General features: G+C 34.9%; 23 protein-coding genes, 1 pseudogene and 1 riboswitch. Of the genes and pseudogenes, 16 read left to right on the top strand and 8 right to left on the bottom strand.

What is annotated here, in order from left to right:
* Nucleotides 1-10 precede the first annotated feature (10 nt).
* Nucleotides 11-187, top strand: coding sequence for an FAD-dependent oxidoreductase (locus NKG37_RS25920; RefSeq protein WP_254415590.1), 177 nt, complete (start codon nt 11-13; stop codon nt 185-187).
* A gap of 58 nt (nt 188-245) precedes the next feature.
* Nucleotides 246-1,214 (top strand): annotated as a pseudogene (locus tag NKG37_RS25915) (NAD(P)/FAD-dependent oxidoreductase); the annotation flags it as partial.
* Nucleotides 1,215-1,268: 54 nt separating this feature from the next.
* On the opposite strand, the gene NKG37_RS25910 reads toward NKG37_RS25915, so the two are convergent.
* Nucleotides 1,269-1,433, bottom strand: a complete 165-nt coding sequence (locus NKG37_RS25910) for a DUF1540 domain-containing protein (protein WP_254415588.1) — start codon at nt 1,431-1,433, stop codon at nt 1,269-1,271.
* Nucleotides 1,434-1,764: 331 nt separating this feature from the next.
* On the opposite strand from NKG37_RS25910, the gene NKG37_RS25905 reads away from it, so the two are divergent.
* A complete protein-coding gene (locus tag NKG37_RS25905) occupies nt 1,765-2,322 on the top strand; it encodes a beta-class carbonic anhydrase (RefSeq protein ID WP_016202876.1) in 558 nt (185 codons plus the stop codon).
* Here NKG37_RS25905 and yidD read toward each other — a convergent pair.
* Entirely contained in the window at nt 2,319-2,576 is a 258-nt protein-coding gene (gene yidD, locus NKG37_RS25900) for a membrane protein insertion efficiency factor YidD (protein ID WP_016202875.1), read from the bottom strand. The genes NKG37_RS25905 and yidD overlap by 4 nt on opposite strands.
* 209 nt (nt 2,577-2,785) lie before the next feature.
* Between yidD and NKG37_RS25895 the strand changes: the two genes are divergently transcribed.
* A complete protein-coding gene (locus NKG37_RS25895; protein ID WP_016202874.1) occupies nt 2,786-3,262 on the top strand; it encodes an S-ribosylhomocysteine lyase in 477 nt (158 codons plus the stop codon).
* Between the two features lie 356 nt (nt 3,263-3,618).
* Here NKG37_RS25895 and cls read toward each other — a convergent pair whose 3' ends face one another.
* Nucleotides 3,619-5,073 (bottom strand): cardiolipin synthase, encoded by a 1,455-nt coding sequence (cls, locus tag NKG37_RS25890; RefSeq protein WP_016202873.1) that lies wholly within the window; start codon nt 5,071-5,073, stop codon nt 3,619-3,621.
* A gap of 552 nt (nt 5,074-5,625) precedes the next feature.
* Between cls and NKG37_RS25885 the strand changes: the two genes are divergently transcribed.
* Nucleotides 5,626-6,396 carry a sulfite exporter TauE/SafE family protein gene (locus NKG37_RS25885; protein ID WP_254415587.1) on the top strand — a complete coding sequence of 257 codons (771 nt, stop codon included), beginning with the start codon at nt 5,626-5,628 and terminating at the stop codon, nt 6,394-6,396.
* 65 nt (nt 6,397-6,461) lie between these two features.
* Here the strand turns inward: NKG37_RS25885 and NKG37_RS25880 are convergent, their stop codons facing one another.
* On the bottom strand, nt 6,462-6,719 hold the full coding sequence (locus tag NKG37_RS25880; RefSeq protein ID WP_047944536.1) for a DUF6154 family protein: 258 nt from the start codon (nt 6,717-6,719) through the stop codon (nt 6,462-6,464).
* A 332-nt stretch (nt 6,720-7,051) separates the two neighbouring features.
* On the opposite strand from NKG37_RS25880, the gene ytkD reads away from it, so the two are divergent.
* From ytkD to asnB, 7 genes are all read left to right on the top strand, one after another.
* On the top strand, nt 7,052-7,534 hold the full coding sequence (gene ytkD, locus NKG37_RS25875; RefSeq protein ID WP_144581418.1) for an RNA deprotection pyrophosphohydrolase: 483 nt from the start codon (nt 7,052-7,054) through the stop codon (nt 7,532-7,534).
* A 31-nt stretch (nt 7,535-7,565) separates the two neighbouring features.
* The gene (locus NKG37_RS25870; RefSeq protein WP_047944534.1) at nt 7,566-8,357 is read left to right on the top strand and encodes an alpha/beta hydrolase family protein; all 792 of its coding nucleotides are present in this window, start codon (nt 7,566-7,568) and stop codon (nt 8,355-8,357) included.
* A 111-nt stretch (nt 8,358-8,468) separates the two neighbouring features.
* The gene (locus NKG37_RS25865; protein ID WP_047944553.1) at nt 8,469-8,711 is read left to right on the top strand and encodes a DUF2584 domain-containing protein; all 243 of its coding nucleotides are present in this window, start codon (nt 8,469-8,471) and stop codon (nt 8,709-8,711) included.
* Between the two features lie 215 nt (nt 8,712-8,926).
* Nucleotides 8,927-9,961 carry an ISLre2 family transposase gene (locus NKG37_RS25860; RefSeq protein ID WP_254415586.1) on the top strand — a complete coding sequence of 345 codons (1,035 nt, stop codon included), beginning with the start codon at nt 8,927-8,929 and terminating at the stop codon, nt 9,959-9,961.
* The gene (locus tag NKG37_RS25855) at nt 9,958-10,242 is read left to right on the top strand and encodes a UPF0236 family protein (protein ID WP_254415585.1); all 285 of its coding nucleotides are present in this window, start codon (nt 9,958-9,960) and stop codon (nt 10,240-10,242) included. Before NKG37_RS25860 ends, NKG37_RS25855 begins: the two co-directional genes overlap by 4 nt.
* A 184-nt stretch (nt 10,243-10,426) precedes the next feature.
* Nucleotides 10,427-10,586: riboswitch (SAM riboswitch) on the top strand.
* A 316-nt stretch (nt 10,587-10,902) separates the two neighbouring features.
* Nucleotides 10,903-12,102 carry a methionine adenosyltransferase gene (gene metK / locus NKG37_RS25850; RefSeq protein ID WP_254415584.1) on the top strand — a complete coding sequence of 400 codons (1,200 nt, stop codon included), beginning with the start codon at nt 10,903-10,905 and terminating at the stop codon, nt 12,100-12,102.
* Nucleotides 12,103-12,452: 350 nt separating this feature from the next.
* Complete coding sequence (gene asnB, locus NKG37_RS25845; RefSeq protein WP_254415583.1) at nt 12,453-14,354, top strand: asparagine synthase (glutamine-hydrolyzing); 1,902 nt, start codon at nt 12,453-12,455, stop codon at nt 14,352-14,354.
* On the opposite strand, the gene NKG37_RS25840 is transcribed toward asnB, so the two are convergent.
* Nucleotides 14,344-15,195, bottom strand: a complete 852-nt coding sequence (locus NKG37_RS25840; protein WP_254415582.1) for a C39 family peptidase — start codon at nt 15,193-15,195, stop codon at nt 14,344-14,346. The two genes, asnB and NKG37_RS25840, sit on opposite strands and share 11 nt — an antisense overlap.
* Nucleotides 15,196-15,602: 407 nt before the next feature.
* On the opposite strand from NKG37_RS25840, the gene NKG37_RS25835 reads away from it, so the two are divergent.
* On the top strand, nt 15,603-16,406 hold the full coding sequence (locus NKG37_RS25835) for an alpha/beta hydrolase (protein WP_254415581.1): 804 nt from the start codon (nt 15,603-15,605) through the stop codon (nt 16,404-16,406).
* Between the two features lie 14 nt (nt 16,407-16,420).
* Nucleotides 16,421-17,515: a tetraprenyl-beta-curcumene synthase family protein gene (locus NKG37_RS25830; RefSeq protein ID WP_254415580.1), complete on the top strand. Its 1,095-nt coding sequence runs from the start codon at nt 16,421-16,423 to the stop codon at nt 17,513-17,515.
* Nucleotides 17,516-17,716: 201 nt separating this feature from the next.
* Here NKG37_RS25830 and NKG37_RS25825 read toward each other — a convergent pair whose 3' ends face one another.
* Both NKG37_RS25825 and NKG37_RS25820 read right to left on the bottom strand, forming a co-directional pair.
* Complete coding sequence (locus NKG37_RS25825) at nt 17,717-18,289, bottom strand: tRNA 5-(aminomethyl)-2-thiouridylate-methyltransferase MnmM (RefSeq protein WP_254415579.1); 573 nt, start codon at nt 18,287-18,289, stop codon at nt 17,717-17,719.
* Complete coding sequence (locus NKG37_RS25820; protein WP_254415578.1) at nt 18,286-19,251, bottom strand: tRNA modification radical SAM protein MnmL/YtqA; 966 nt, start codon at nt 19,249-19,251, stop codon at nt 18,286-18,288. The genes NKG37_RS25825 and NKG37_RS25820 overlap by 4 nt, the downstream gene beginning before the upstream one ends.
* A 206-nt stretch (nt 19,252-19,457) precedes the next feature.
* On the opposite strand from NKG37_RS25820, the gene NKG37_RS25815 reads away from it, so the two are divergent.
* A complete protein-coding gene (locus NKG37_RS25815; RefSeq protein WP_016202860.1) occupies nt 19,458-19,721 on the top strand; it encodes a YtzC family protein in 264 nt (87 codons plus the stop codon).
* Nucleotides 19,722-19,736: 15 nt separating this feature from the next.
* On the top strand, nt 19,737-19,901 hold the full coding sequence (locus NKG37_RS25810) for a hypothetical protein (protein ID WP_016202859.1): 165 nt from the start codon (nt 19,737-19,739) through the stop codon (nt 19,899-19,901).
* Nucleotides 19,902-19,950: 49 nt separating this feature from the next.
* Here NKG37_RS25810 and NKG37_RS25805 read toward each other — a convergent pair whose 3' ends face one another.
* Nucleotides 19,951-21,156 carry an MDR family MFS transporter gene (locus NKG37_RS25805; RefSeq protein WP_169188989.1) on the bottom strand — a complete coding sequence of 402 codons (1,206 nt, stop codon included), beginning with the start codon at nt 21,154-21,156 and terminating at the stop codon, nt 19,951-19,953.
* Nucleotides 21,157-21,177 lie beyond the last annotated feature (21 nt).

Below are 21,177 nucleotides of genomic sequence, written 5' to 3'. Positions count from 1 at the left end.
GTGTAGGAATGTGAGCTTATACCATGGATCATTATATTGGCCAACAACGATAAGTGATAGACCAGTTTATCCAAAGCTAGATAAAGAAGTTTCATGTGATGTTCTTATCATTGGGGCAGGAATGTCAGGAGCTTTGTTAACATACAAGCTCGCAAAAGAACCACTAGATGTTATTCTAGTGGGATAAAAATTGTGTTGGCAATGGGAGCTCTTCTGCAAATACTGGTTTATTACAGTATTCAAATGATAAAATGCTTCATTCCTTTGCTGAAAGCATCGGTGAGAAAGACGCTGTTCGATTTTATCAGCTATGCTTGAATGGTATGAAAGAACTGAAAAAAATTGCAACATCTTTACAAGATGATATACAATTTATAGATAGACAAAGCTTATATTATGCCAGTACAGAGTCTGATATAGTATCTCTTCAAAGAGAATTAGAAATACTGAAAAAATATAATTTTCCAGTAGAATTTTTTGAAGAGGAAATGCTGTATAAATTATATGGACTTAATAAGCATGGCGCCATTCGAACAATGGGGGATGCGGAAGTAAATCCTCTAAAGTTGGTCCTATCTTTAGTGAAAGAGGCTTCAAAGAAAAGCAATGTCCAAGTTTTTGAAAATACGGAAGTAACAGAACCTCAATACAAAGATGGTTATTGGTTATTTCATAATGAAGATGCGATTATTCGAGCAAAGCATGTCGTTTATGCAACAGGTTATCATTTAGATAACTTTACAATGGAAATGCCTACGGAATTAAACAGAACCTTTGCAATCATAACGAATCCTATATCCTCTTTTCGTAATTGGAAGGATAGATGTCTAATTTGGGAGACAAAGCGGCCATACTTTTATATGCGAACAACCGTTGACGGAAGAATTATAGCTGGCGGTTTAGATGAAGAGACAATAGAATCACCAAGAGATCCAAGGATTTTACAAATTTATGCAGATAGATTGTTGGCTCGCATTAAAGAACATTTTCCCTATTTGCAATTAAAGGCTGAATATGTTTATGGTGCTACTTTTGGAGAATCCAAGGATGGGATTCCTTTTATTGGAGAACATCCAAATAAGAAAAATCTCTACTATTGTTTAGGATTTGGTGGGAATGGAACGGTTTATAGTGCTTTTGGTTCAACTATTATAAAGGATTTAATAATAAATGGGAATCACCCTGATGCCGATTTAGTTCGATTAAATAGATAAAAAGGAATCCCCTGAGAATTCTTTGTAGGGATTCCTTTTAATGGTTAAATCTATTTAGCTCAAGCTGTTTTCGGGCTCAAATGTTTTACAATCTGTTTCATAGCTAGTCTCAGCATGTTTTCCGGCATTACTTACAACATAAATTTGATCGGCTCCACACTGATTTCCTTTTTCCCAAAAAGTGCAGTTACTTACTTCACAAAGTACATCTTTGGCCATTTGTTTACCACTCCTTTTTCTTTAGTTGTTTTGTTCTTTAATGGTACGTTGTTTTCTTAAAAGTAATATTCAGGAGATGTCCATCCATTTTATGTGGAGTTAATACCCACAATGAGACTTATGAGAGCCCACTATACTTTAGTATTGGAAGGATGGAGGAAATACATACGTAGAACAAATGAAAAGAAAAGCCAGTATTTGAGAGGTAATGGAGTCTCACATTTGTATATTATGCAATTTTTCATTACTATTAATAAGGAGAATCTTTTCTCCCCTGTTAAAGGAAATAGAAATTATTTAATGAATTGAATTATTTAAGGAGTGCTTGAAAATGAGTCTATTACAAGATATTTTAGTCTACAATGAAGAATTTGTTAGGGAAGAAAAGTATGAAAAATTTATTACAACCAAATTTCCTAATAAAAAAATGGTTATTCTAACTTGTATGGATACAAGACTGTTAGAACTTTTACCCCAGGCATTAAATCTTGCTAATGGAGACGTAAAAATTATAAAAAATGCAGGTGCTGTGGTAGTTCATCCATTTGGAAGTATCATGCGTAGCATTTTAGTGGCAGTGTACGAACTACAAGCAGATGAAGTAGTGGTGATTGGGCATCATGACTGTGGTATGAGTGCCCTACATTCGGACAGCATGATGGAAAAAATGAAAGAAAGAGGTATATCAGACGAAACCTTTGCTACACTGAAGCATTCAGGAATAAATCTAGAGAAATGGTTAAAAGGATTTAATTCTGTATCAGAAAGCGTTGCTCATAGCGTAGATATGATAAAAAAACATCCTTTATTACCAAACGATGTTCCAGTTCATGGGTTAGTAATTGATCCAAAGACTGGCAAGTTAGATTTAGTGGTAGATGGTTATTAATTATTTTTTTTAGGCGAATGGTTATGGTTTCTACAATGCCATTCATCGGGCACAGGATCTAAACCACCTGGATGAAAAGGGTGACATTTAAGAATTCGTTTAATGGTTAAATAGCCCCCTTTAAAAGCACCAAACCTTTGAATTGCTTCTAAGCCATAAGTAGAGCAGGTTGGATAAAAACGGCAAGTTGGCGGTTTTAATGGTGAAATGACCTTTCGATAAAAACGAATGATTAATAAAAAAACTTGTTTCATGTGACTTTTTCCCTCTCCTTCTTTTGCAAGTAGTATAACATGGACGAGGACAGGTTTTAAAGCAATCTCTATTAAGCAACTTAATCTTACTGGATTTAAGGATGGAACGTACGAATTGTTACTGGAAAAAAATTATATATATTAAGTTGATGAAATTACTCGGGTTTTTAGTTATAATAGAGATACATGAAAAAAAGGGAGATGTTTAGATGCCTTCAGTTGAAAGTTTTGAATTAGATCATACAGCGGTAAAAGCTCCATACGTAAGACATTGCGGTGTACACAAAGTGGGTAGTGATGGCGTAGTTAATAAATATGATATTCGTTTTTGTCAGCCAAATAAGCAAGCGATGAAGCCAGATGTTATTCATACATTAGAGCATTTATTAGCATTTAACTTACGTGCACATGTAGAAAAATACAACCATTTTGATATTATTGATATTTCTCCAATGGGTTGCCAAACTGGTTATTATTTAGTGGTAAGTGGGGAACCAACTGTTGATGAAATTATCGATTTACTAGAAGCAACAATGAAAACAGCGATTGAAATTACCGAAATTCCAGCTGCTAATGAGACACAATGTGGTCAAGCGAAACTACATGATTTAGAAGGTGCAAAAAGGCTGATGAATTTTTGGTTAAGTAAAGATAAAGAAGAGTTAAAACAGGTATTCGCAAAATAATGAAGCTGGGATATAAGTATTCCAGCCGAAGATAAACCTGAACAATGATACGAAGATTGTAAAAATATTTCGTATCATTGTTTGGGTTTCTTATTCATGTGAAAAAGGTTTGTGGTAATCACCCGCAGCCTGAATACACTTCGTTTTCCGTGGAGCTAGCGCTGAGACCCCGCAGCGTGTGGAGGCTCAGCTTCCTCCCCGCAGAAAGCGAGTGTCTGTAGCGCAATGGAACAACATAGTTTTTATACTTAACTCATAAATAACCAGTATAGGGAAGTAGGCTTTTAAGGGCTAAATTAGAGAATGTTCGCCTTTACCTATTATCTACTTAGTGATGTCCCGGCCTCTTCATTGCTCTATAAAAGGGGACTAAGGAGTCTGGAAAAGGATTCTTTAAAACGGATCCATAACGATCTTTTTGAATATTGGTCTGCTGTTAAATGTGTCGATAATTCCATGTCTTCTAAGAAATCATCTGTAAGCTCATTTGCGATTTGCTCACTATAAATGAAGGCATTTACTTCAAAATTCAGCCTAAAGCTTCTCATATCAATATTCGCTGTTCCAACAGAAGCGATTTTTCGATCAACTAAAATTGTTTTTGCATGGATAAATCCATTCTCATATATATAAATTTTCGCTCCTGCTTTTAGCATTTCACCGATATATGAATAGGTAGCCCAGTATACAAACATATGATCAGGTTTATTCGGAATCATAATTTTTACATCTACACCAGAAAGAGCAGCAATTCTTAATGTATCGAGTAAGCTAGCATCAGGAATAAAATAAGGTGTTTGAATATAAACACTTTCTTTGGCGGAAGTAATCATTTTTATATAACCATTTTTAATTTGTTCCCACTCAGAATCAGGTCCGCTTGAAACGATTTGCATGCCAATATTCCCAATAATTTCATCAATTTTCCCTGGAAAATATTCAGGAGAGTATTTAATATCGTGAAGATGGGAAGCTTGATTCCAATCAAGAATAAATCTTGTTTGAATAGCATATACGGCAGTACCTACGATACGTAAGTGTGTATCTCTCCAATAACCAAATTTAGGATGGAGTCCTAAATATTCATCTCCTACATTGAAGCCACCAATATAGCCAATTTTGCCGTCGATAATTCCAAGCTTTCTGTGATTGCGATAATTTAAACGTAAATTAATTAGATGAAATTTACTTGGGAAAAATACTTCGACAAAACCACCGGCTGCTCTTAGCTCTTTAAAAACCTTTTTTCGTAACGTTCTAGAACCAAGCTCATCATATAATAAGCGTACTTCGACTCCTTCTTTTGCTTTTTCAACAAGTAAGCTGATAAGATCGGAGCCAATTCCATCATTTTTAAGAATATAATATTGTAAATGAATCGACTTTTTGGCATTTTTGATATCCGTAAATAATTGATCAAATTTTTGATGACCATCCGTAAATATTTGGACAGCATTGTTTTCTGTAAGAACCGCATCATTGTTAAATAAATTCATATAAATGAGGTCTTGGTTTTTCCGAATGACTTCATTTGTTGTTCGTAATTGATTGGAGCTTATTTGTAACAGTTGGGAAGCTAATATAGGCTCTATCCCAAGCTTTTTTCGCTCATCCCACTGAAATAATTTTCTGTTTCGTAAATTTTGGCCGAAAAGTAAATATAAAATAAATCCTAGAATAGGGATGAAGGTAAGTACCATTAGCCATGCCCATGTTGCGATAGGATCTTTTCTTTCAAAAAAGATAACAAGAAAAGCCAAAATGATATTAAGTATAATAATTACACTTAAAACAATTGAATAAATGTGCATTGAAATTCTTTTCCTTTCCCGTGCTAAAAGACAGCAATAGTAAGTGCAATATATAGAGACTAGGTATAATTTTGCATGTTCATGAAGAAATATCCTGTATAATTATAGGGTAAAAGGGTAAAACTTTGTACTATTTTGTATTTATTTTTCAAATAAGAATTTTCCTTCTTCCTTTAATGTGATAAAGTGAAGAAGGGAAGTGAATCTTCTTCTAAATAGATTATTGACAAAGCGATTTTACGTATAGGATATTGCTTTTAACTTTTAGGCTGTTTTCTAAAGGATTGTTGTTTTTTCAATCGAAAAAAAGAATTAGTTGAAAAATGGAACAGCCCGAATACACGAAGACTCCACGGGGATTAGCGAGACAGCCTGAGACCCCGGAGGCTTAATAAGCTTAGCCCCATGGAAAGCGAAGTGTGTTCCGGCTGCGGATAATCGCAACAAGCTTTACGAAAACAGCCAACTTTTAAAATGCCTACCCAAGTATTAGCCTTGAGGGTATCCTACTACCTAAATGAAAATTGCCGTTAGGGTAAGGAGTATTTTTTTATGGAAGAAATACATCTTGGAATGCTACTTTTTTTAATTGGCGCTGGTTTTATTGCTGCATTTATTGATTCTGTTGTGGGAGGTGGTGGACTTATTTCATTGCCTGCTCTTTTATTTACCGGACTGCCGCCACAAATTGCACTAGGAACAAATAAGCTTGCTTCAACTATGGGATCATTGACTAGCTCGATCTCTTTTATAAGACATGGGAAAACGGATAAAAAGTTGCTATTAAAACTCTTGCCTCTTTCCATTATTGGTTCCGCAATCGGAGTTTATGTAGTGCAAAAAATACCATCGGAAGCTTTGAAGCCGTTAATTCTTGTTGCTTTAATCATGGTGACTATTTATACACTTACGAAAAAAGAGTGGGGAATAAATTCTACATACAATGGAATGACAAAAAAGAAGCTTTTGTTTGCTCTATTTATTGTACCATTAATAGGGTTCTATGATGGTTTTTTAGGGGGAGGAACTGGCTCTTTCTTTTTATTTTCTTTTCTCCTTATGGGATTTGATTTTGTGGAATCAGCGGGAAATGCTAAAGTTCTTAACTTTGGAAGTAACCTTACAGCACTTATTGTTTTTTTATATTATGATTCTGTCTATTATTTATATGGGCTTGTGATGGGCATTGCCATGATTTTAGGAGCATACATTGGCTCTAGAGTAGCTATTGCGAAAGGATCTAACTATGTAAAAATATTATTTGTCTTGGTCTCCGCTATTTTGATTGGAAAAAATATATTTGATTATATAACAAATCCATAATATAAAAGGCTGTTTGCTATCCTAAACATTTTGTTTGGGATGTCAAACAGCCTTTTTATAGAAAATTAATGGAGATTTCGATGGGTAAAGATTGGGTTATTCGGTTTTCGATAATCTTCACTTGCAAATTTACCCTTTAAACTTTCAATTAAATAAAGACCCATTAAATCATATAATTCTTGTTCATTTAATTCTTGGATTATATGTAATAAATCTTCTCTACTCATTTCCTCTAAAAAAGCAAAGGCAAGCATATCGATATCCTCTTCATCACCAGTTAATTTATTTTTATATAAGTTATATAGTTCATCTACAATTTTCATCATTGTTTCCTCCTATTTCAGCCAGTTTTAAATGTAACCGTTTTATTTAACCGTATTATATATGATTACATCCTATTATTACTAGCTATTATGTGAACATTATGTTAAAGAATAATACAAATATTCATGTGCCATTCTAATTACCATACATGAAAATTCACTCTGAAAATAAATATCATTAAGAACTGTCTCTTCTATAAAAGTGGAAAAAACTCCTGTTTCAATGGTAGTATTTGCTATGATAATAATAGACAGTAAATCAGCTTAATGGCATGCTGTTTGCTTTAGTATGCAAGCTACTTATATTAATAATACATAATAATGGAGTAGGTATGGAAATATTTTATGATCAAAACAACAATTTAGTGAAACTTTCATTTGTAAAAAATGAATGGAACGAAGAAGCAAGACATGTATTAGTTATCTGTCAGTATAAAGATCAATGGTTATTAACAAAACATAAGGAACGTGGATTGGAGTTTCCAGGTGGAAAGAGAGAAACGGGCGAAACTACTATTCAAACAGCTCAGAGAGAAGTGATGGAGGAAACAGGCGGCATTATAAAAAGTCTGCAATGGATTGCAGCTTATCAGGTTTTTGGGGAGGTTCCTTTTTTGAAGGATGTATTTTTTGCAAGAATCAGTCAGTTAAGCTCCAAAGAGGATTATCTTGAGACAGATGGTCCTGTTTTGATTACTGGCAATATAATAAAAAAGCGATGGAATGATTCCTTTAGTTTTATTATGCAGGATGAGGTCATCCAATTTTGTATATCTTATATTGAAAATGAATTATTAAGCAAAAAGAAGGGGTAATATAGGAGAAAAAAGGAAAGGAGCAGATAGTATGCAAAATGGCGATATAATAGAGAAAATTCGATTTCCATCTCCTAACCCTTCCATTGATTTATTTTTAGTTACTTATTATGTCGATGGTTTACGAGTAAAAGGAATGCTCGCTTCACCAAATGATGGGAAAACCTATGACGGCTTTCTTTATCTAAGAGGGGGTATAAAAAATGTTGGCAAAGTCCGTCCGGGAAGAATTATTCAATTTGCATCCGAAGGCTTTGTAGTCTTTGCTCCCTTTTATAGAGGGAATCAGGGTGGCGATGGAAATGAAGATTTTGCAGGAGAAGATAAAAATGATGCTATAGCAGCATTTACACTCCTTAAGAATTTATCGAATGTTCAGGATGTCCATGTATTTGGTTTTTCAAGAGGAGGAGTTATGGCTCTATTTGTAGGTATTTACTGCCCTGTAAAATCAATTGTTACATGGGGCGGCGTAAGCGATATGTTCTTAACATACGAAGAACGTAAAGATTTGCGCAGGATGATGAAACGAGTTATCGGGGGAACTCCTTCTAAATATCCAGACAGATATGAAGAAAGAACTCCGCTTTATCAATTAGAACAAATAAATGCTCCTACTCTTATTATTCATGGGAAGCTGGATAAAAATGTTTCGATTGATCATAGTCTCAAATTAGAAGAAAGATTAAAACAACTAGGAAAAGAAGTAGACTCTTGGTATTTTCCAGAGTTTACTCATTACTTTCCTCCAGCTACAAATCGAAAAGTGGTCACATCCTTAACCAGTTGGATGAAAAAACAAACGGAAAGGATGGTAAAATAAAAAATAAGCTTTATTATCTTAGTTGATGTTCCGATTTTATGGTCATGCAAGGAGCCTTGATTGCCGGTAACATATTACGAAAGAGAAAAAAATAGAGAAGGGGAATGTAAAATGGGCATGCCTTTAGAATTAAATACAATGATTGTTACAAAAGGAAAAGAAATAAGATTAGAAGAAAATTTATTTTTGTTAGAAAAAGAAGATTATCGTTTATATCCAATGAATATCCCGTTAGAGGTAAGAAGAACAAAAACTGCTGAGATATCGGGGATTGCTACGATTGAAAAATTAGAATGGGAAAAGAATAAAACATCGATTACTTATAAATTGATTTCATTAAATTCCACAAATTAATGAATAAAGTGAGTATGAGTAAAATGTTTGTGGGAGAATAAATATCCTTTTTGTCTAGTTGGGGGACGCGTCCTCCAACTAGACAAAAAGGCCACCAAGCGAGAGCGCGGTAGCTGGAAAAAATTAAGCATTAAAAAAGAGAGCATCCTTTTGTAAAGTAGAATTTTGGGAAACTACGAAAAGGAGAGGCTCTCATGAATCAATGTAACATAAAAATGCCATCATTAAAAGAATTGGAAAAAACTTTATTTCGAACACTACAAATGACGTTTCAAGAAATCCTTATTCAAACATTAGAAAATTGGGATCTAGAGATTGCTCAGCAACGAGACAAAAGAAGATTTGCTTTACGTGATAAACGAGAAATACGATTAGATACAGCGTTTGGAGCTGTGGAGCTGAAGCGTAATTATTATTTTGATCGTGTGACTAAAAAATATATTTGTCTATTAGATCACTATTTACAGTTTCAGGGGAATAAGGGATTTAGTCCGCTACTAGAAGAATGGGGGCTAGAACTAGCGACGAATGGCTCATCCTATCGAAAGGCGGTGGAAACGTTCGAACAATTTTTAGGCTATTCGGCGATGAGCCACGAAGCATTACGGCAACATCTTCTTCAAACAAGCGTACTTCCCGCTAAGGAAAAACACCCTTTTCAAAAGGTATTGTTTGTAGAAGTAGATGGATTATATGTGAAGAGTCAAGAAAAGAAAAAGCGTGGATGGGAGTTGAAATTCGCCGCTGTACACGAGGGATGGAAAGAAAACGGAAAGCGAATCAGGCTCCGAAATAAAAGGCATTTTCTTTATGAAGGAAAAGAACCCTTTTGGGAAGCCTTTGAAACGTTCTTACAGAATAATTATGCGTATGATCCTACCCAAACCTTGCTTATTATTAATGGTGATGGAGCAGGCTGGATAACGGCATGTCGGGAGTATTTTCGGGAACGCGCCTTTTTCACCATGGACCGTTTTCATGTCGCTCGTTCGATGAAGCAACTAATGAAGAGCCATCCTCGATACCGCTACATGAAAAGAGCGTTAAAAAACTACCAGGTAGAAACATTACTTCTAGAGTTGAATAGCGCAGTAGGAACAATGGATACACCAGAAAAAGAAGAAAAACTAGCGCATTTCCTTGCCTTTTTAACGCATCATCAGGAAACCATAAAAGATTACCGTAGTTGGTTACAGGAAAAAGGCTGGACACGACAGCGTATCGTCCAATGGGAAGTGCAGAAGCAATGATGAATCAATTAGCCAAACGATTAAAAAATGGAAGAACATGGAGCAAAAAAGGGGTCATGAGCATGGCGCGCTTGTGGATTGGATTGAAGGATGACCTATCCATCCAAACGATATATGGGAAATGGGAAAAAGCCACGGAAAAATCAAAGAAAGAGCATCGAGCGAAAAGAAAAATACCCACAAAATTAGTAACAGAAACCGTGCGTCAGAACATGCCATACTTAAATCAAGCGATTGGAAAACCCGTTCACTTTGCCTTACAGGGATTAAAAGGTTTTTAAAAAAATGAGAGAATCAACAGTTGGAAGAACAAAACCAATTGGAAAGCGGATACAAACTTAGAGGTTTTACTTTATAAAAAAGGGAGCTAAAAAAACTCCCACAAAAACTTGACTCAATCATAAAGTGAAAAATGATTGACATGCATTGATAGATTGAGCTATCATTTTACCTTGAACGGATACTCTCTTATCCTGAGCTGGTGGAGGGACTGGCCCGATGAAACCCAGCAACCTACTATGTGAAGAAAATTACTGAATCATTCATGTTTACATGTAATGGGACAGACATTCTCTTAGGAAAGGTGCTAACCTGAAGCAAGGAAATATTCCTTGAACGATAAGAGTGAAAGGTGCGAATTGATTTTACTAGGAGCCTTTTCACTATTGAAAAGGTTTTTTGTGTAAAATGAATTAATTATCTTTTATAAAAATGTATATTTTTAGATGTGTGTTTTTATTAGAAACGATAATCTTCGTTACATATATTATATTTATAAACATTTTTTCGGTTTTACATATAATAAAGCACGGAATTGACTTCGGATAAAAACGCCATTTTTACTTCATACTATCTAGGGAATGAGTACCGTATCAAGATAAGGTTAAGGAGTGCAGGAAGAAACCTCGCTCTACTTTTTTCTAAAATAAGGAGGAAATCAGATGTCAACAAAACGTCGCTTGTTTACTTCTGAATCGGTAACTGAAGGTCACCCAGATAAAATTTGTGATCAAATTTCAGATGCTATTTTGGACGCTATATTGGCTAAAGATGCTAATGCAAGAGTTGCTGCTGAAACTTCTGTAACAACAGGTCTAGTACTCGTTGCAGGTGAAATAACTACTTCTACGTATGTAGATATTCCGAAAATTGTTCGTGAGACAATTAAAGAAATAGGATATACACGGGCGAAGTATGGCTTTGATGCAGAAACTAGTGCAGTATTAACTTCTATTGATGAGCAATCCGCTGATATCGCATTAGGGGTAGACCAGGCTCTAGAAGCTCGTGAAGGTAAGATGACGGATGAAGAAATAGAGGCAATCGGTGCTGGAGATCAAGGCTTAATGTTCGGATTTGCATGTAATGAAACAAAGGAATTAATGCCATTACCAATTTCATTAGCACATAAACTATCAAGAAGACTAGCAGAGGCTAGAAAAGAAGAAATCTTGCCTTATCTACGTCCAGATGGAAAAACACAAGTAACAGTCGAATATGATGAAAATAATAAACCAGTTCGCGTTGATACAATCGTAATAAGCACACAACATCACCCAGAAGTGACTTTAGAGCAGATTCAACGAAATATTAAAGAATATGTAATTAAGCCTGTTGTGCCAGCTGAATTAATCGATGAAAACACAAAATATTTTATCAACCCAACAGGACGCTTTGTTATTGGAGGTCCACAAGGAGACGCGGGATTAACTGGTCGTAAAATCATCGTTGATACATATGGTGGATATGCACGACATGGTGGCGGAGCATTTTCTGGTAAGGATCCTACAAAAGTGGATCGTTCTGCAGCATATGCAGCGCGTTATGTAGCAAAGAATATCGTAGCGGCAGGATTAGCTGATAAAGTTGAAGTGCAATTAGCTTATGCAATAGGAGTAGCAAAGCCAGTATCTATTTCTGTTGATACTTTTGGAACAGGAATTGTTTCAGAAGACAAACTAGTAGAAGCTGTACGGGAAAACTTTGATCTTCGTCCAGCTGGCATTATTAAAATGCTTGATCTTCGTAAACCAATATACAGACAAACAGCTGCTTACGGGCATTTTGGCCGTACTGATATTGATTTACCATGGGAGCGTACAGATAGAGCAGAGTTGATAAAAAAAGCGGTAGAAGCTTAGAAATTTTTATTGATAAACAAACTGTACAAAAAAGTTTAATTTTAAAAGAAAGAAGTTACCGGAAAGTGTAACTTCTTTCTTTTTTTTTCGTCTAATACTTGATGATGGACTAGAGTTTTCGCATGTAATGAAAATGTAGGATTGAAATGCTAATAACTAATTATAAATTTGCATTTTTTTATGTTAAAATAGAAGACTAAGTGAAGTTTTTATGAAACTTATTACCTATTAACATCTATTCTATTTAAGCGTATAGTAAAAAATTGATTATGGTTCTGCTATTAGAACAATGAGTTAGTTATAGATGTCTCAATGCATGTAGGAAAAGAAATGGAGAAGGTGAGAGCAATATGTGTGGTTTTGTTGGCTGTGTACATGAAAAAGCACAGAACTTTCAAGAAGAACAAAAAGAACTATTTGCAGGAATGAATCGTGTTATAACACATAGAGGTCCTGACGATGAAGGATATTATTATGATAGCCATATTCAATTTGGTTTTCGTCGATTAAGTATTATAGACATTGAAAGTGGGCATCAGCCTTTAACATATGAAAATGAACGTTATTGGATAATCTTTAACGGAGAAGTATATAACTATTTAGAAATTAGAGAAGAGTTAGTAAAGGCAGGATTAACCTTCCAAACAAATTCTGATACCGAAGTAATTATTGCTTTATATAGTCATGAAAAGGAAAAAGCGGTAGAAAAACTTCGTGGTATGTTTTCTTTTATTATTTGGGATAAACAGGAAGAGACATTATATGGAGCTCGTGACCCATTTGGAATTAAACCATTTTTCTATTTAGAAGATGGAGAGAAAACATATTTTGCTTCCGAGAAGAAAAGCATTGCATTGGCTTTAGAAAGTGATGTTATTAACTATAGTTCTCTGCAACATTATTTAACATATCAATTTGTACCAGAGCCTTATACGATGTCAGAGGGAATTAAAAAACTAGAGCCAGGCCATTATTTTACAAAGAAAATCGGAAAACCAATGGACATTAAACGTTACTGGCGAGCATCTTTTAAGCCTGTTGTTAAACAAGAGGACGAGTATGCAAAAGAAATTAAAGATGTACTTTTCGATAGTGTGAAAATGCATATGAGAAGTGATGTTCCTGTTGGATCCTTCCTGTCAGGTGGAATCGATTCATCGATTATTGCGAGTATTGCCAAGGAATTCCATCCTAGCATTAAAACATTTTCTGTTGGTTTTGAACATAATGGATTTAGTGAAATTGATGTTGCAAAAGAAACAGCTGATAAATTAGGGCTTGAAAACATAAGCTATGTTATTTCTCCTCAAGAGTACATGAACGAAATTCCGAGAATTATGTGGCATATGGATGATCCTTTAGCAGATCCAGCATGTGTACCACTATATTTTGTTGCGCGCGAAGCTAGAAAACATGTTACAGTTGTTCTTTCTGGAGAAGGTGCAGATGAATTATTTGGTGGATATAATATTTATCGTGAACCACAATCTTTAGAAGTATTTAATAAGATTCCGAATGTTGGGAAAAAATTATTGCGTGCTGTAGCTAATATTCTTCCAGAAGGAGTAAAAGGAAAAAGTTTTATCGAGCGTGGAGTCACGCCGATGGAAGAAAGATATATTGGAAATGCGAAAATGTTCTCTGAGTTAGAAAAAGAAAAATTACTTTCTGTCTATAACAAGGGTTTGCATTATAGAGATATAACTACACATCTATATGATGAAAGCAGAGGCTATGATCCTGTTGATCGCATGCAATTTATTGATATCCACACTTGGATGCGAGGAGATATTTTACTAAAAGCAGATAAGATGACGATGGCTCATTCCTTAGAATTACGTGTTCCATTTTTAGATAAAGAGGTATTTAAAGTTGCGTCTAAAATTCCAACTTCTCTTAAAACTGCAAATGGTACAACTAAATATATTTTACGTAAAGCAGCAGAGTCTTTTGTTCCAGAACATGTATTAAACCGTAAAAAACTAGGGTTCCCTGTTCCGATTCGTCACTGGTTAAAAGATGAAATGAATGAATGGGCGAAAAATATTATAAAAGAGAGTGACACAGATCACTTATTAAATAAATCAGTTGTACTACTGTTATTAGAGGATCATTGTCAAGGTAAAGCAGATAATAGCCGTAAAATATGGACAGTCTTAATGTTTATGGTATGGCATAGTGTTTATATCGAAAAAAAATATTCCTTCGAAAAGGAATATTTAAAAGAGGGCAAGGTAGCAATTAAGAATTAATCGTAATTGCTTGACTTCCCATTTGCACCCAGGATTCTTCAAAATCCGTGATGGGTGCTTTTTTATTTTTTTCTCCAGTAAGTGGATCATTAAAGTAAATATATGTTTCATCATAGCCTGTAATAAGTACAGAATGCTCAGAATAAGTAATCTTTACCGTTCCACTTGGAGTATGCCAAGTGCGGAATTCACTATCTGGCAATTTTTTGAATGTTGAATTAGTAATCACCCAAACAGGACGATTGTTCGATAAATGATTTTTTATTTCTTCAAAATCAGATCCGGTAAAATCAATGATGGAACCTGGTAGGTATTTTTCAGCTAATGCAGCAATAGGTTTATGATAGACACCTAACCCAGGACCACTTAAGGAGTACATATCCCCGATAAATCCATCATTAGGATTTCCATAATAGATTTTGCCGTTTTCTCTACTATATGGAGTAGTGTCCTTCTTTATTTGCTTTGCCAGTGTCATTTTATCGACATCAATATCTGCATATTGAAGCAGCATCGCAAGACTAGTTACTTCGCAGCCTCTTGGGAGATCGGGTAACTGATTAATAATGGGAGCATCTAACAAAACAGATTCCTTTAATAAATTTGTTTCCTCTTTTACTGATAAGAGTGCTTTTCGTGTATTTTGCGTAGCAACCTCTGTTGCATGGACGATTGCTTCAAAGTCATTTCTATTAATAAGTAAAAAACTAACAGCAATCATAGCGAATATCGTAAATAAATAGATACTTTTAACAATAGTATTTAATTTTTTTCTTACTAATAAATATAATAAGAAAAACAAAGTAATCAATGAAGTTATTAATATTGTATTTGTTTCCATCTTTTCTCACCTAATTATTTCTATATTAAATTTTATCGGTTTAAAGAAAAATTCCTTTAGGGAATATAAAAGTTGTAACAAAATTTTCATAATCCTTATGGTCAACTTTCTGTTATCGATAATGAAACAGTTCTTCTCATTCCCTATAATTCGACAAACGAAACCTAATTCACAGTATAACATGATTTTTTATGATATGGTTAGGTCTGCTTCAATAGATACATTTCCGAAATATTTGCTATAATTGAAGTAATTTTAGATAATAATAAAAAAGCTAATCTTCGTCTACTCGTATTTAATGATTAATTTACAGGACAAATCTTTATTTTTCCTTAATAATTTGATGTTTTGTTTAAAAAGGGTCAGAAAACCAACATAGACTTGATAAATGGGATGGAGGAGCTTTTATGTGGAAATGGGAAGCTGAGGGAAACGCGAAGGCTGTCATCGTTATTGTTCATGGAGCAATGGAGCACCATGGAAGATATGGCTGGCTTATTGAAATGTTTCGATTAGCTGGTTTTCATGTTGTAATGGGAGATCTTCCAGGACAGGGAATGACAACTAGAGCTGATCGAGGTCATATTGATTCGTTTAGTGAATATACGATAGAAATTAAAGATTGGATCCAAGCAGCATATCAATTTGATTTGCCTATTTTTTTATTAGGGCATAGTATGGGAGGGCTTGCATCTATTAGACTTCTCCAGCAGGAAAAATTAAAAATTGCCGGGCTTATTTTATCCTCTCCTTGCTTAGGGCTAGTAAAATATCCTTCAAGGATGATGAGTTTAATATCTCTTCTTTTAAATAAAGTAGCACCAAGGGTTAGAGTTAACCCGGGTTTAACGGTTGATGTCGCAACTCGTAATGCAGAAGTACGAGAAATTGATTCGAATGATACTTTATACATAACAAAAGTGTCAATCAGATGGTATCGAGAATTGGTTGTTGCAACAAAGAATGCTTTTGAAGATATAGCCAAAACACAGGACTTGCCACTACTGCTTATGCAAGGTGGTGGAGATTTAGTAGTAGATAAAAAAATGGTAAAGACCTGGTTCAATATGGTACCATTATCTGAAAAGAGATATAAAGAATGGCCTGAGTTTTATCATGAAATTTTTAATGAACCAGACAGAGAAGAAGTGTTTGAATACACGAAGGATTTTATCAATAGTCAATTGAAAGCAATTGGTTATATCGTATAAGTGAGGTTTTTTAAATGTCAGTTCCAAAGATGCCACTAACATTAATGTCTAAAGTTTACTTAAAAGTTTTTCCAGTCGTACATCAGGAATTAAATTACTGGACACAAAGAGCACATAACATTCCCAATTCAGAATTAAGAAAGCAAGCATTAGCTAGTATTGAGAGTAAAACATTTCATTGTGAAGGTGGCTCTATCATGGCTCTAATTGCCATGAGCAAATACAAAGAAGTAATTAAATTTATTGTAGCCTACCAAACGATAAGTGATTATTTAGATAATCTCTGTGATCGAAGCACATCTCTTGATCCGAAAGATTTTTCCACTTTGCATGAATCAATGGAGCATGCTTTAACAGTAGGGGCTGAGCCAAGTAACTACTATCGTTATCGCGAGGACCAAGATGATGGGGGTTACTTATATGATCTTGCCAAAACATGTAGGGATACACTGAATAAGTTAGAGAATTATAGCAGTATTAAAGAACAGCTCCTGGAACTATGCCGATATTATTGTGATTTACAGATACATAAACATGTGATTATGGAAGAGCGCATTCCTAGATTGAAGTTTTGGTTTGAGAAAAATAAAAATCACGTACCGAAAATGGAGTGGTATGAATTTTCTGCTTGCTCTGGTTCTACATTAGGGATATTCTGTTTGGTTTCATATGCCTTTCGTGATGATTTTGATGATTCTTATCCAGCTTTAATTCGAGATGGTTATTTTCCATATATTCAAGGACTTCATATTCTGTTAGACTATTTTATTGATCAAGAAGAAGATAAAATAGGTGGGGATTTGAATTTTTGCTTTTATTATGAAAATGAAGAAGAACTATTTAATCGCTTAAAGCATTTTGTAACAGAAGCAGATCGACATACGAATAAACTTCCTCATCAAAAATTTCATAAATTGATTAATAGAGGATTATTAGGCGTGTATTTATCCGATGAAAAGGTATATAAGCAACGAAATATACGTAAACTTGCCAAAAATATGATTAGAACTTCTGGACCTATAGGTTATTTTTTCTATTTAAATGGAAGAGCCTATAGAAAGTTCCAGAAGGTAGTTCCTGCAAGTGCATTAAGAGCGTTAAGTAAATAAATGAAGCTTAGTTAGGTTAGGCAAACACCTTTTTCAAGGATAGTTTGTCTAATTTTTTGTTTTACGGAAGGGGAATTTATTTTTAGAAAGGAATAGAATAAGGGATATATTTTAGAATAAAGAGATATGATCCAACACAGAATAAAATCATTATCAAACAAGGCATGTAATTTCTGCCCTGTTTGATAAGTATGGTGAAATTCATCTTTTTTCAATCGCGATAATAAAAGGTGGATTATTAATCCCATTTATAAATTGGTAGCGTAGCACATGGGCTTTTTGCTGATCAATATTTTCCACATACGCTATAAGCTTATCCCGTTCGATAGCACCTTCTGGATGCCCGTGATAAATAACTAATACAATAACTCCTTCTTTAGACAGGATTTGTAATAGCTGTTCAATGGCGGCAATGGTTGTTTCCGCTTTTGTTACAATAGATTTATCTCCACCAGGCAAGTAGCCTAAGTTGAAAATAGCTCCTGAAACCTTCCCATGATAAGTGGAAGGGACAATTTCCATGATATGTTCATGTCCACACAAATGAAGAGATACAATATCTTGTAGTTTTTGACTCGTGAGTTTTTCTTGTGTGGCATGTAAAGCATCCTTTTGGATATCAAAGCTAAATACTTTCCCATTATCACCCACAAGAGTTGCTAAAAAAACGGTATCATGTCCATTTCCCATTGTAGCATCGATCGCAATTTCTCCGTTCGAAACAGCTTTTCCTAATAATTGATGGGCAAATGGAATGACTCTGTCTAGCTTCATTGTGTCACCTTCTTATTTGCCTGATAATATTTTCCTTGCCAACTATTGCGGCTTTTTAATTCTGCATCAATTTTATTTAATACTTCCCATTTATTAACACTCCACATTGGCCCAACCATCAATTCAATTGGTCCATCACCTGTAATGCGATGAATAATCATGTCTGGTGGTAAAATTTCTAACTGATCACAAACTAATGATATATATTGATCAAGGGTTAAAAATTCAAGCATGCCTTTTTCATATTGCTTTACCATTGGAGTGCCTTTTAATAGATGTAGTAAGTGAATCTTTATTCCCTGTACATCTAATTCACTGACGCTTTTAGCTGTTTCCATCATCATTTCATTTGTTTCCATTGGCAGTCCATTAATAATATGGGAGCAAATACGAATGTTATGTTTTCTGAGCTTATTAACGCCTTCGACATATGTTTGAAAATCATGTGCTCGATTAATAAGTGTTGCTGTTTTTTCATGGACTGTCTGAAGACCAAGTTCAACCCATAAATAAGTACGTTCATTTAGTTCCGCCAGATACTCGACAACGTCATCTGGTAAGCAATCTGGACGAGTTGCAATCGAAAGACCAACGACGTTTTCCTGTTTAAGAACTACTTCGTATTTTTCACGTAATACATCTACTGGTGCGTGTGTATTTGTATAGGCTTGGAAATAGGCCATATATTTTCCGTCTTTCCATTTCGTATGCATCTTATTTTTTATATCATGGAATTGTTGCTCTAGGCTGTCAGCACGATTGCCGGCAAAATCTCCCGAACCAGCTGCACTGCAAAAGGTGCAGCCGCCATGAGCGACCGTACCGTCTCTGTTTGGGCAATCAAATCCTCCATCTAATGCAATTTTGAAAACTCTGTGTCCAAACTCGTTACGAAGATGATAATTCCAAGTATGGTATCTTTTATTATCAGAAGCATATGGGAATGGGTTATTCTGATTCATATCAGTGTAACCTCCTCAATAATTTAGATTCTTTTTTTGTTTAATTTCATTAATTCCACCTATGAATTTTAACATGACTATTGTCTTTATCCAACAGAATTTCAAGATTAGTTAAGAAAAGGAAGTCATAGTTGCAAGGAATAAACAGATACTATTGTTGAAGCAATCTGCTTCTAACTTGAAACGATTGTTGGGAGGGTTATTATTTGGCTACACGCGATTCTATGAGTGAATTATTACAAAGATGTAATGAAGTTATTAATTATGCAGAACAGCAATATGAAGCAGGAAGACGTCAAGAACATTATAATGAAACGGAATATACAGATGCTCAAATGCAGTTAGAAACTATCTATAATGAATTGCACACGATGGATCAGAGTGCAAATCAACAGCAACGAGAAGAGTTGCATCGAATGAGGTTGCTTGTGGAGCAAATGCAAAATCAAATGACATTAAGATTGCATTAAGGAGGATCCTAAAATATGGATAAACGTTCAAAGCAAAATAATCCTGAACAAAAAACACGCAATGGCATCAACAATCAGGATTTAGAATTGGGGAAAGATGTTGATTTAGTAAAAGCAGCCAAGAAAAAGTATGAGCAATCTGGTGGTCAACCAGCTAAATCAAAAACAAGACAAGAATAACTATGGCAAAAAGAATGTCCCAGCCGTTGTATCAGTTGGGACATTCATATTAATTTGTTTTAGGAGCTAATTTAGCAGCTTCTTTCGTTGGATAATCATAGAAAAATGCAGTAAGTAAGCTAATGACAAGTAAGACCACTAAAACAGGTACGAGCAATGTCATACCACTACTATCGACAAGCATTCCTCCAAGAAGAGGTCCAATCATTCTTCCTCCCGTTGCCGTACTGTTCACGATTCCTTGGAAAAAGCCTTCTTTTCCTTTAGGAGCTAATTTATCAGCAATCGTTGGTACAGCTGGCCAAATAAGCATTTCACCAATAGTTAAAATGATCATTGCCACAAGAAAGCCAGTAAACAATTCTGCTTTTCCAACAATAAGGAAGGAAAGAATAAAAATACCGATCCCGATAAGCATTTGTTTCTTTATTGAAGTACATATTTTTTTTGTGAAAAAAGAAATTAATGGTTGGCCGAACACAATGAGTCCACCATTAACTGCCCATAATAAACTATATTGCGTTAAAGGAATACCTAACTCTTGCGTATGAGTAGAGATAGTGGCTTGCCATTGGACATAGCAGATCCAGCATAATAAATAACCAAATCCTAAAATGCCAAGCGAATACATAGCCGGGCTTCCTTTTAATAAGTGCTTTCCTTTTCTTTTAGGTACTTTCACATTTGAAGACGGAAGGATATCCGCTTTTACTTGAATGTTTTTATAACTGAAGAAAGCGATAAGGAAAAATACCCCATACATTAGGGTGTTTGACAAGAAGATTAATTGAAACGAGTGTGAGGCGATGAAACCGCCGATGGCTGATCCAAGTGCCACACCAACGTTTTGTGCAACATAAATACTATTGAAGGATTTTCTTCCCCCTTCAGGCCAAACATTTCCCGCCATTGCATACATGCTAGGATAAATAATACCTGATCCAAACCCAGATAAAGTGAAAAAGGTACAGTAAGCACCCCAATTATGAAAAAGAGTAAGGCCTAGTAAAGAGAAGGTAGTTAGCGTGATACCTAATAATATAGATAGATACCCACCTAACTTATCGTAAAGAATGCCTCCGATTAAATTACCGATCACACTTGCTCCAGAATTGAGCATAAGGATAAAACCTGCAACCGTTAGTGTCTTCCCTAAATGCTCATGAATGTAAATACTATTTAAAGGCCAGAGTAAGGAAGAACCAGTAACGTTTACTGCCATTCCGATAACTAAAAGCCAAAGTGAACGAGGCATATTGATGCTCCTTTGCAACTT

Source organism: Niallia sp. RD1 (genome assembly GCF_024219955.1).
Lineage (GTDB): Bacteria > Bacillota > Bacilli > Bacillales > Cytobacillaceae > Niallia > Niallia alba.
Note: the sequence above shows the minus strand (reverse complement) of the source record. Positions and strands in the feature narration are given on the sequence as shown.

Bases quoted from the DNA above. Each gene is read 5' to 3' on its own strand.
- NKG37_RS25810 (WP_016202859.1), top strand. From the start codon at position 19,737: ATGGATAAACGTTCAAAGCAAAATAATCCTGAACAAAAAACACGCAAT.
- NKG37_RS25860 (WP_254415586.1), top strand. From the start codon at position 8,927: ATGCCATCATTAAAAGAATTGGAAAAAACTTTATTTCGAACACTACAA.
- yidD (WP_016202875.1), bottom strand. From the start codon at position 2,576: ATGAAACAAGTTTTTTTATTAATCATTCGTTTTTATCGAAAGGTCATT.
- NKG37_RS25820 (WP_254415578.1), bottom strand. From the start codon at position 19,251: ATGAATCAGAATAACCCATTCCCATATGCTTCTGATAATAAAAGATAC.
- NKG37_RS25910 (WP_254415588.1), bottom strand. From the start codon at position 1,433: ATGGCCAAAGATGTACTTTGTGAAGTAAGTAACTGCACTTTTTGGGAA.
- NKG37_RS25885 (WP_254415587.1), top strand. From the start codon at position 5,626: ATGGAAGAAATACATCTTGGAATGCTACTTTTTTTAATTGGCGCTGGT.
- metK (WP_254415584.1), top strand. From the start codon at position 10,903: ATGTCAACAAAACGTCGCTTGTTTACTTCTGAATCGGTAACTGAAGGT.
- ytkD (WP_144581418.1), top strand. From the start codon at position 7,052: ATGGAAATATTTTATGATCAAAACAACAATTTAGTGAAACTTTCATTT.
- NKG37_RS25880 (WP_047944536.1), bottom strand. From the start codon at position 6,719: ATGAAAATTGTAGATGAACTATATAACTTATATAAAAATAAATTAACT.
- NKG37_RS25905 (WP_016202876.1), top strand. From the start codon at position 1,765: ATGAGTCTATTACAAGATATTTTAGTCTACAATGAAGAATTTGTTAGG.
- asnB (WP_254415583.1), top strand. From the start codon at position 12,453: ATGTGTGGTTTTGTTGGCTGTGTACATGAAAAAGCACAGAACTTTCAA.
- NKG37_RS25895 (WP_016202874.1), top strand. From the start codon at position 2,786: ATGCCTTCAGTTGAAAGTTTTGAATTAGATCATACAGCGGTAAAAGCT.
- cls (WP_016202873.1), bottom strand. From the start codon at position 5,073: ATGCACATTTATTCAATTGTTTTAAGTGTAATTATTATACTTAATATC.
- NKG37_RS25805 (WP_169188989.1), bottom strand. From the start codon at position 21,156: ATGCCTCGTTCACTTTGGCTTTTAGTTATCGGAATGGCAGTAAACGTT.
- NKG37_RS25830 (WP_254415580.1), top strand. From the start codon at position 16,421: ATGTCAGTTCCAAAGATGCCACTAACATTAATGTCTAAAGTTTACTTA.
- NKG37_RS25840 (WP_254415582.1), bottom strand. From the start codon at position 15,195: ATGGAAACAAATACAATATTAATAACTTCATTGATTACTTTGTTTTTC.
- NKG37_RS25835 (WP_254415581.1), top strand. From the start codon at position 15,603: ATGTGGAAATGGGAAGCTGAGGGAAACGCGAAGGCTGTCATCGTTATT.
- NKG37_RS25825 (WP_254415579.1), bottom strand. From the start codon at position 18,289: ATGAAGCTAGACAGAGTCATTCCATTTGCCCATCAATTATTAGGAAAA.
- NKG37_RS25855 (WP_254415585.1), top strand. From the start codon at position 9,958: ATGATGAATCAATTAGCCAAACGATTAAAAAATGGAAGAACATGGAGC.
- NKG37_RS25865 (WP_047944553.1), top strand. From the start codon at position 8,469: ATGGGCATGCCTTTAGAATTAAATACAATGATTGTTACAAAAGGAAAA.
- NKG37_RS25870 (WP_047944534.1), top strand. From the start codon at position 7,566: ATGCAAAATGGCGATATAATAGAGAAAATTCGATTTCCATCTCCTAAC.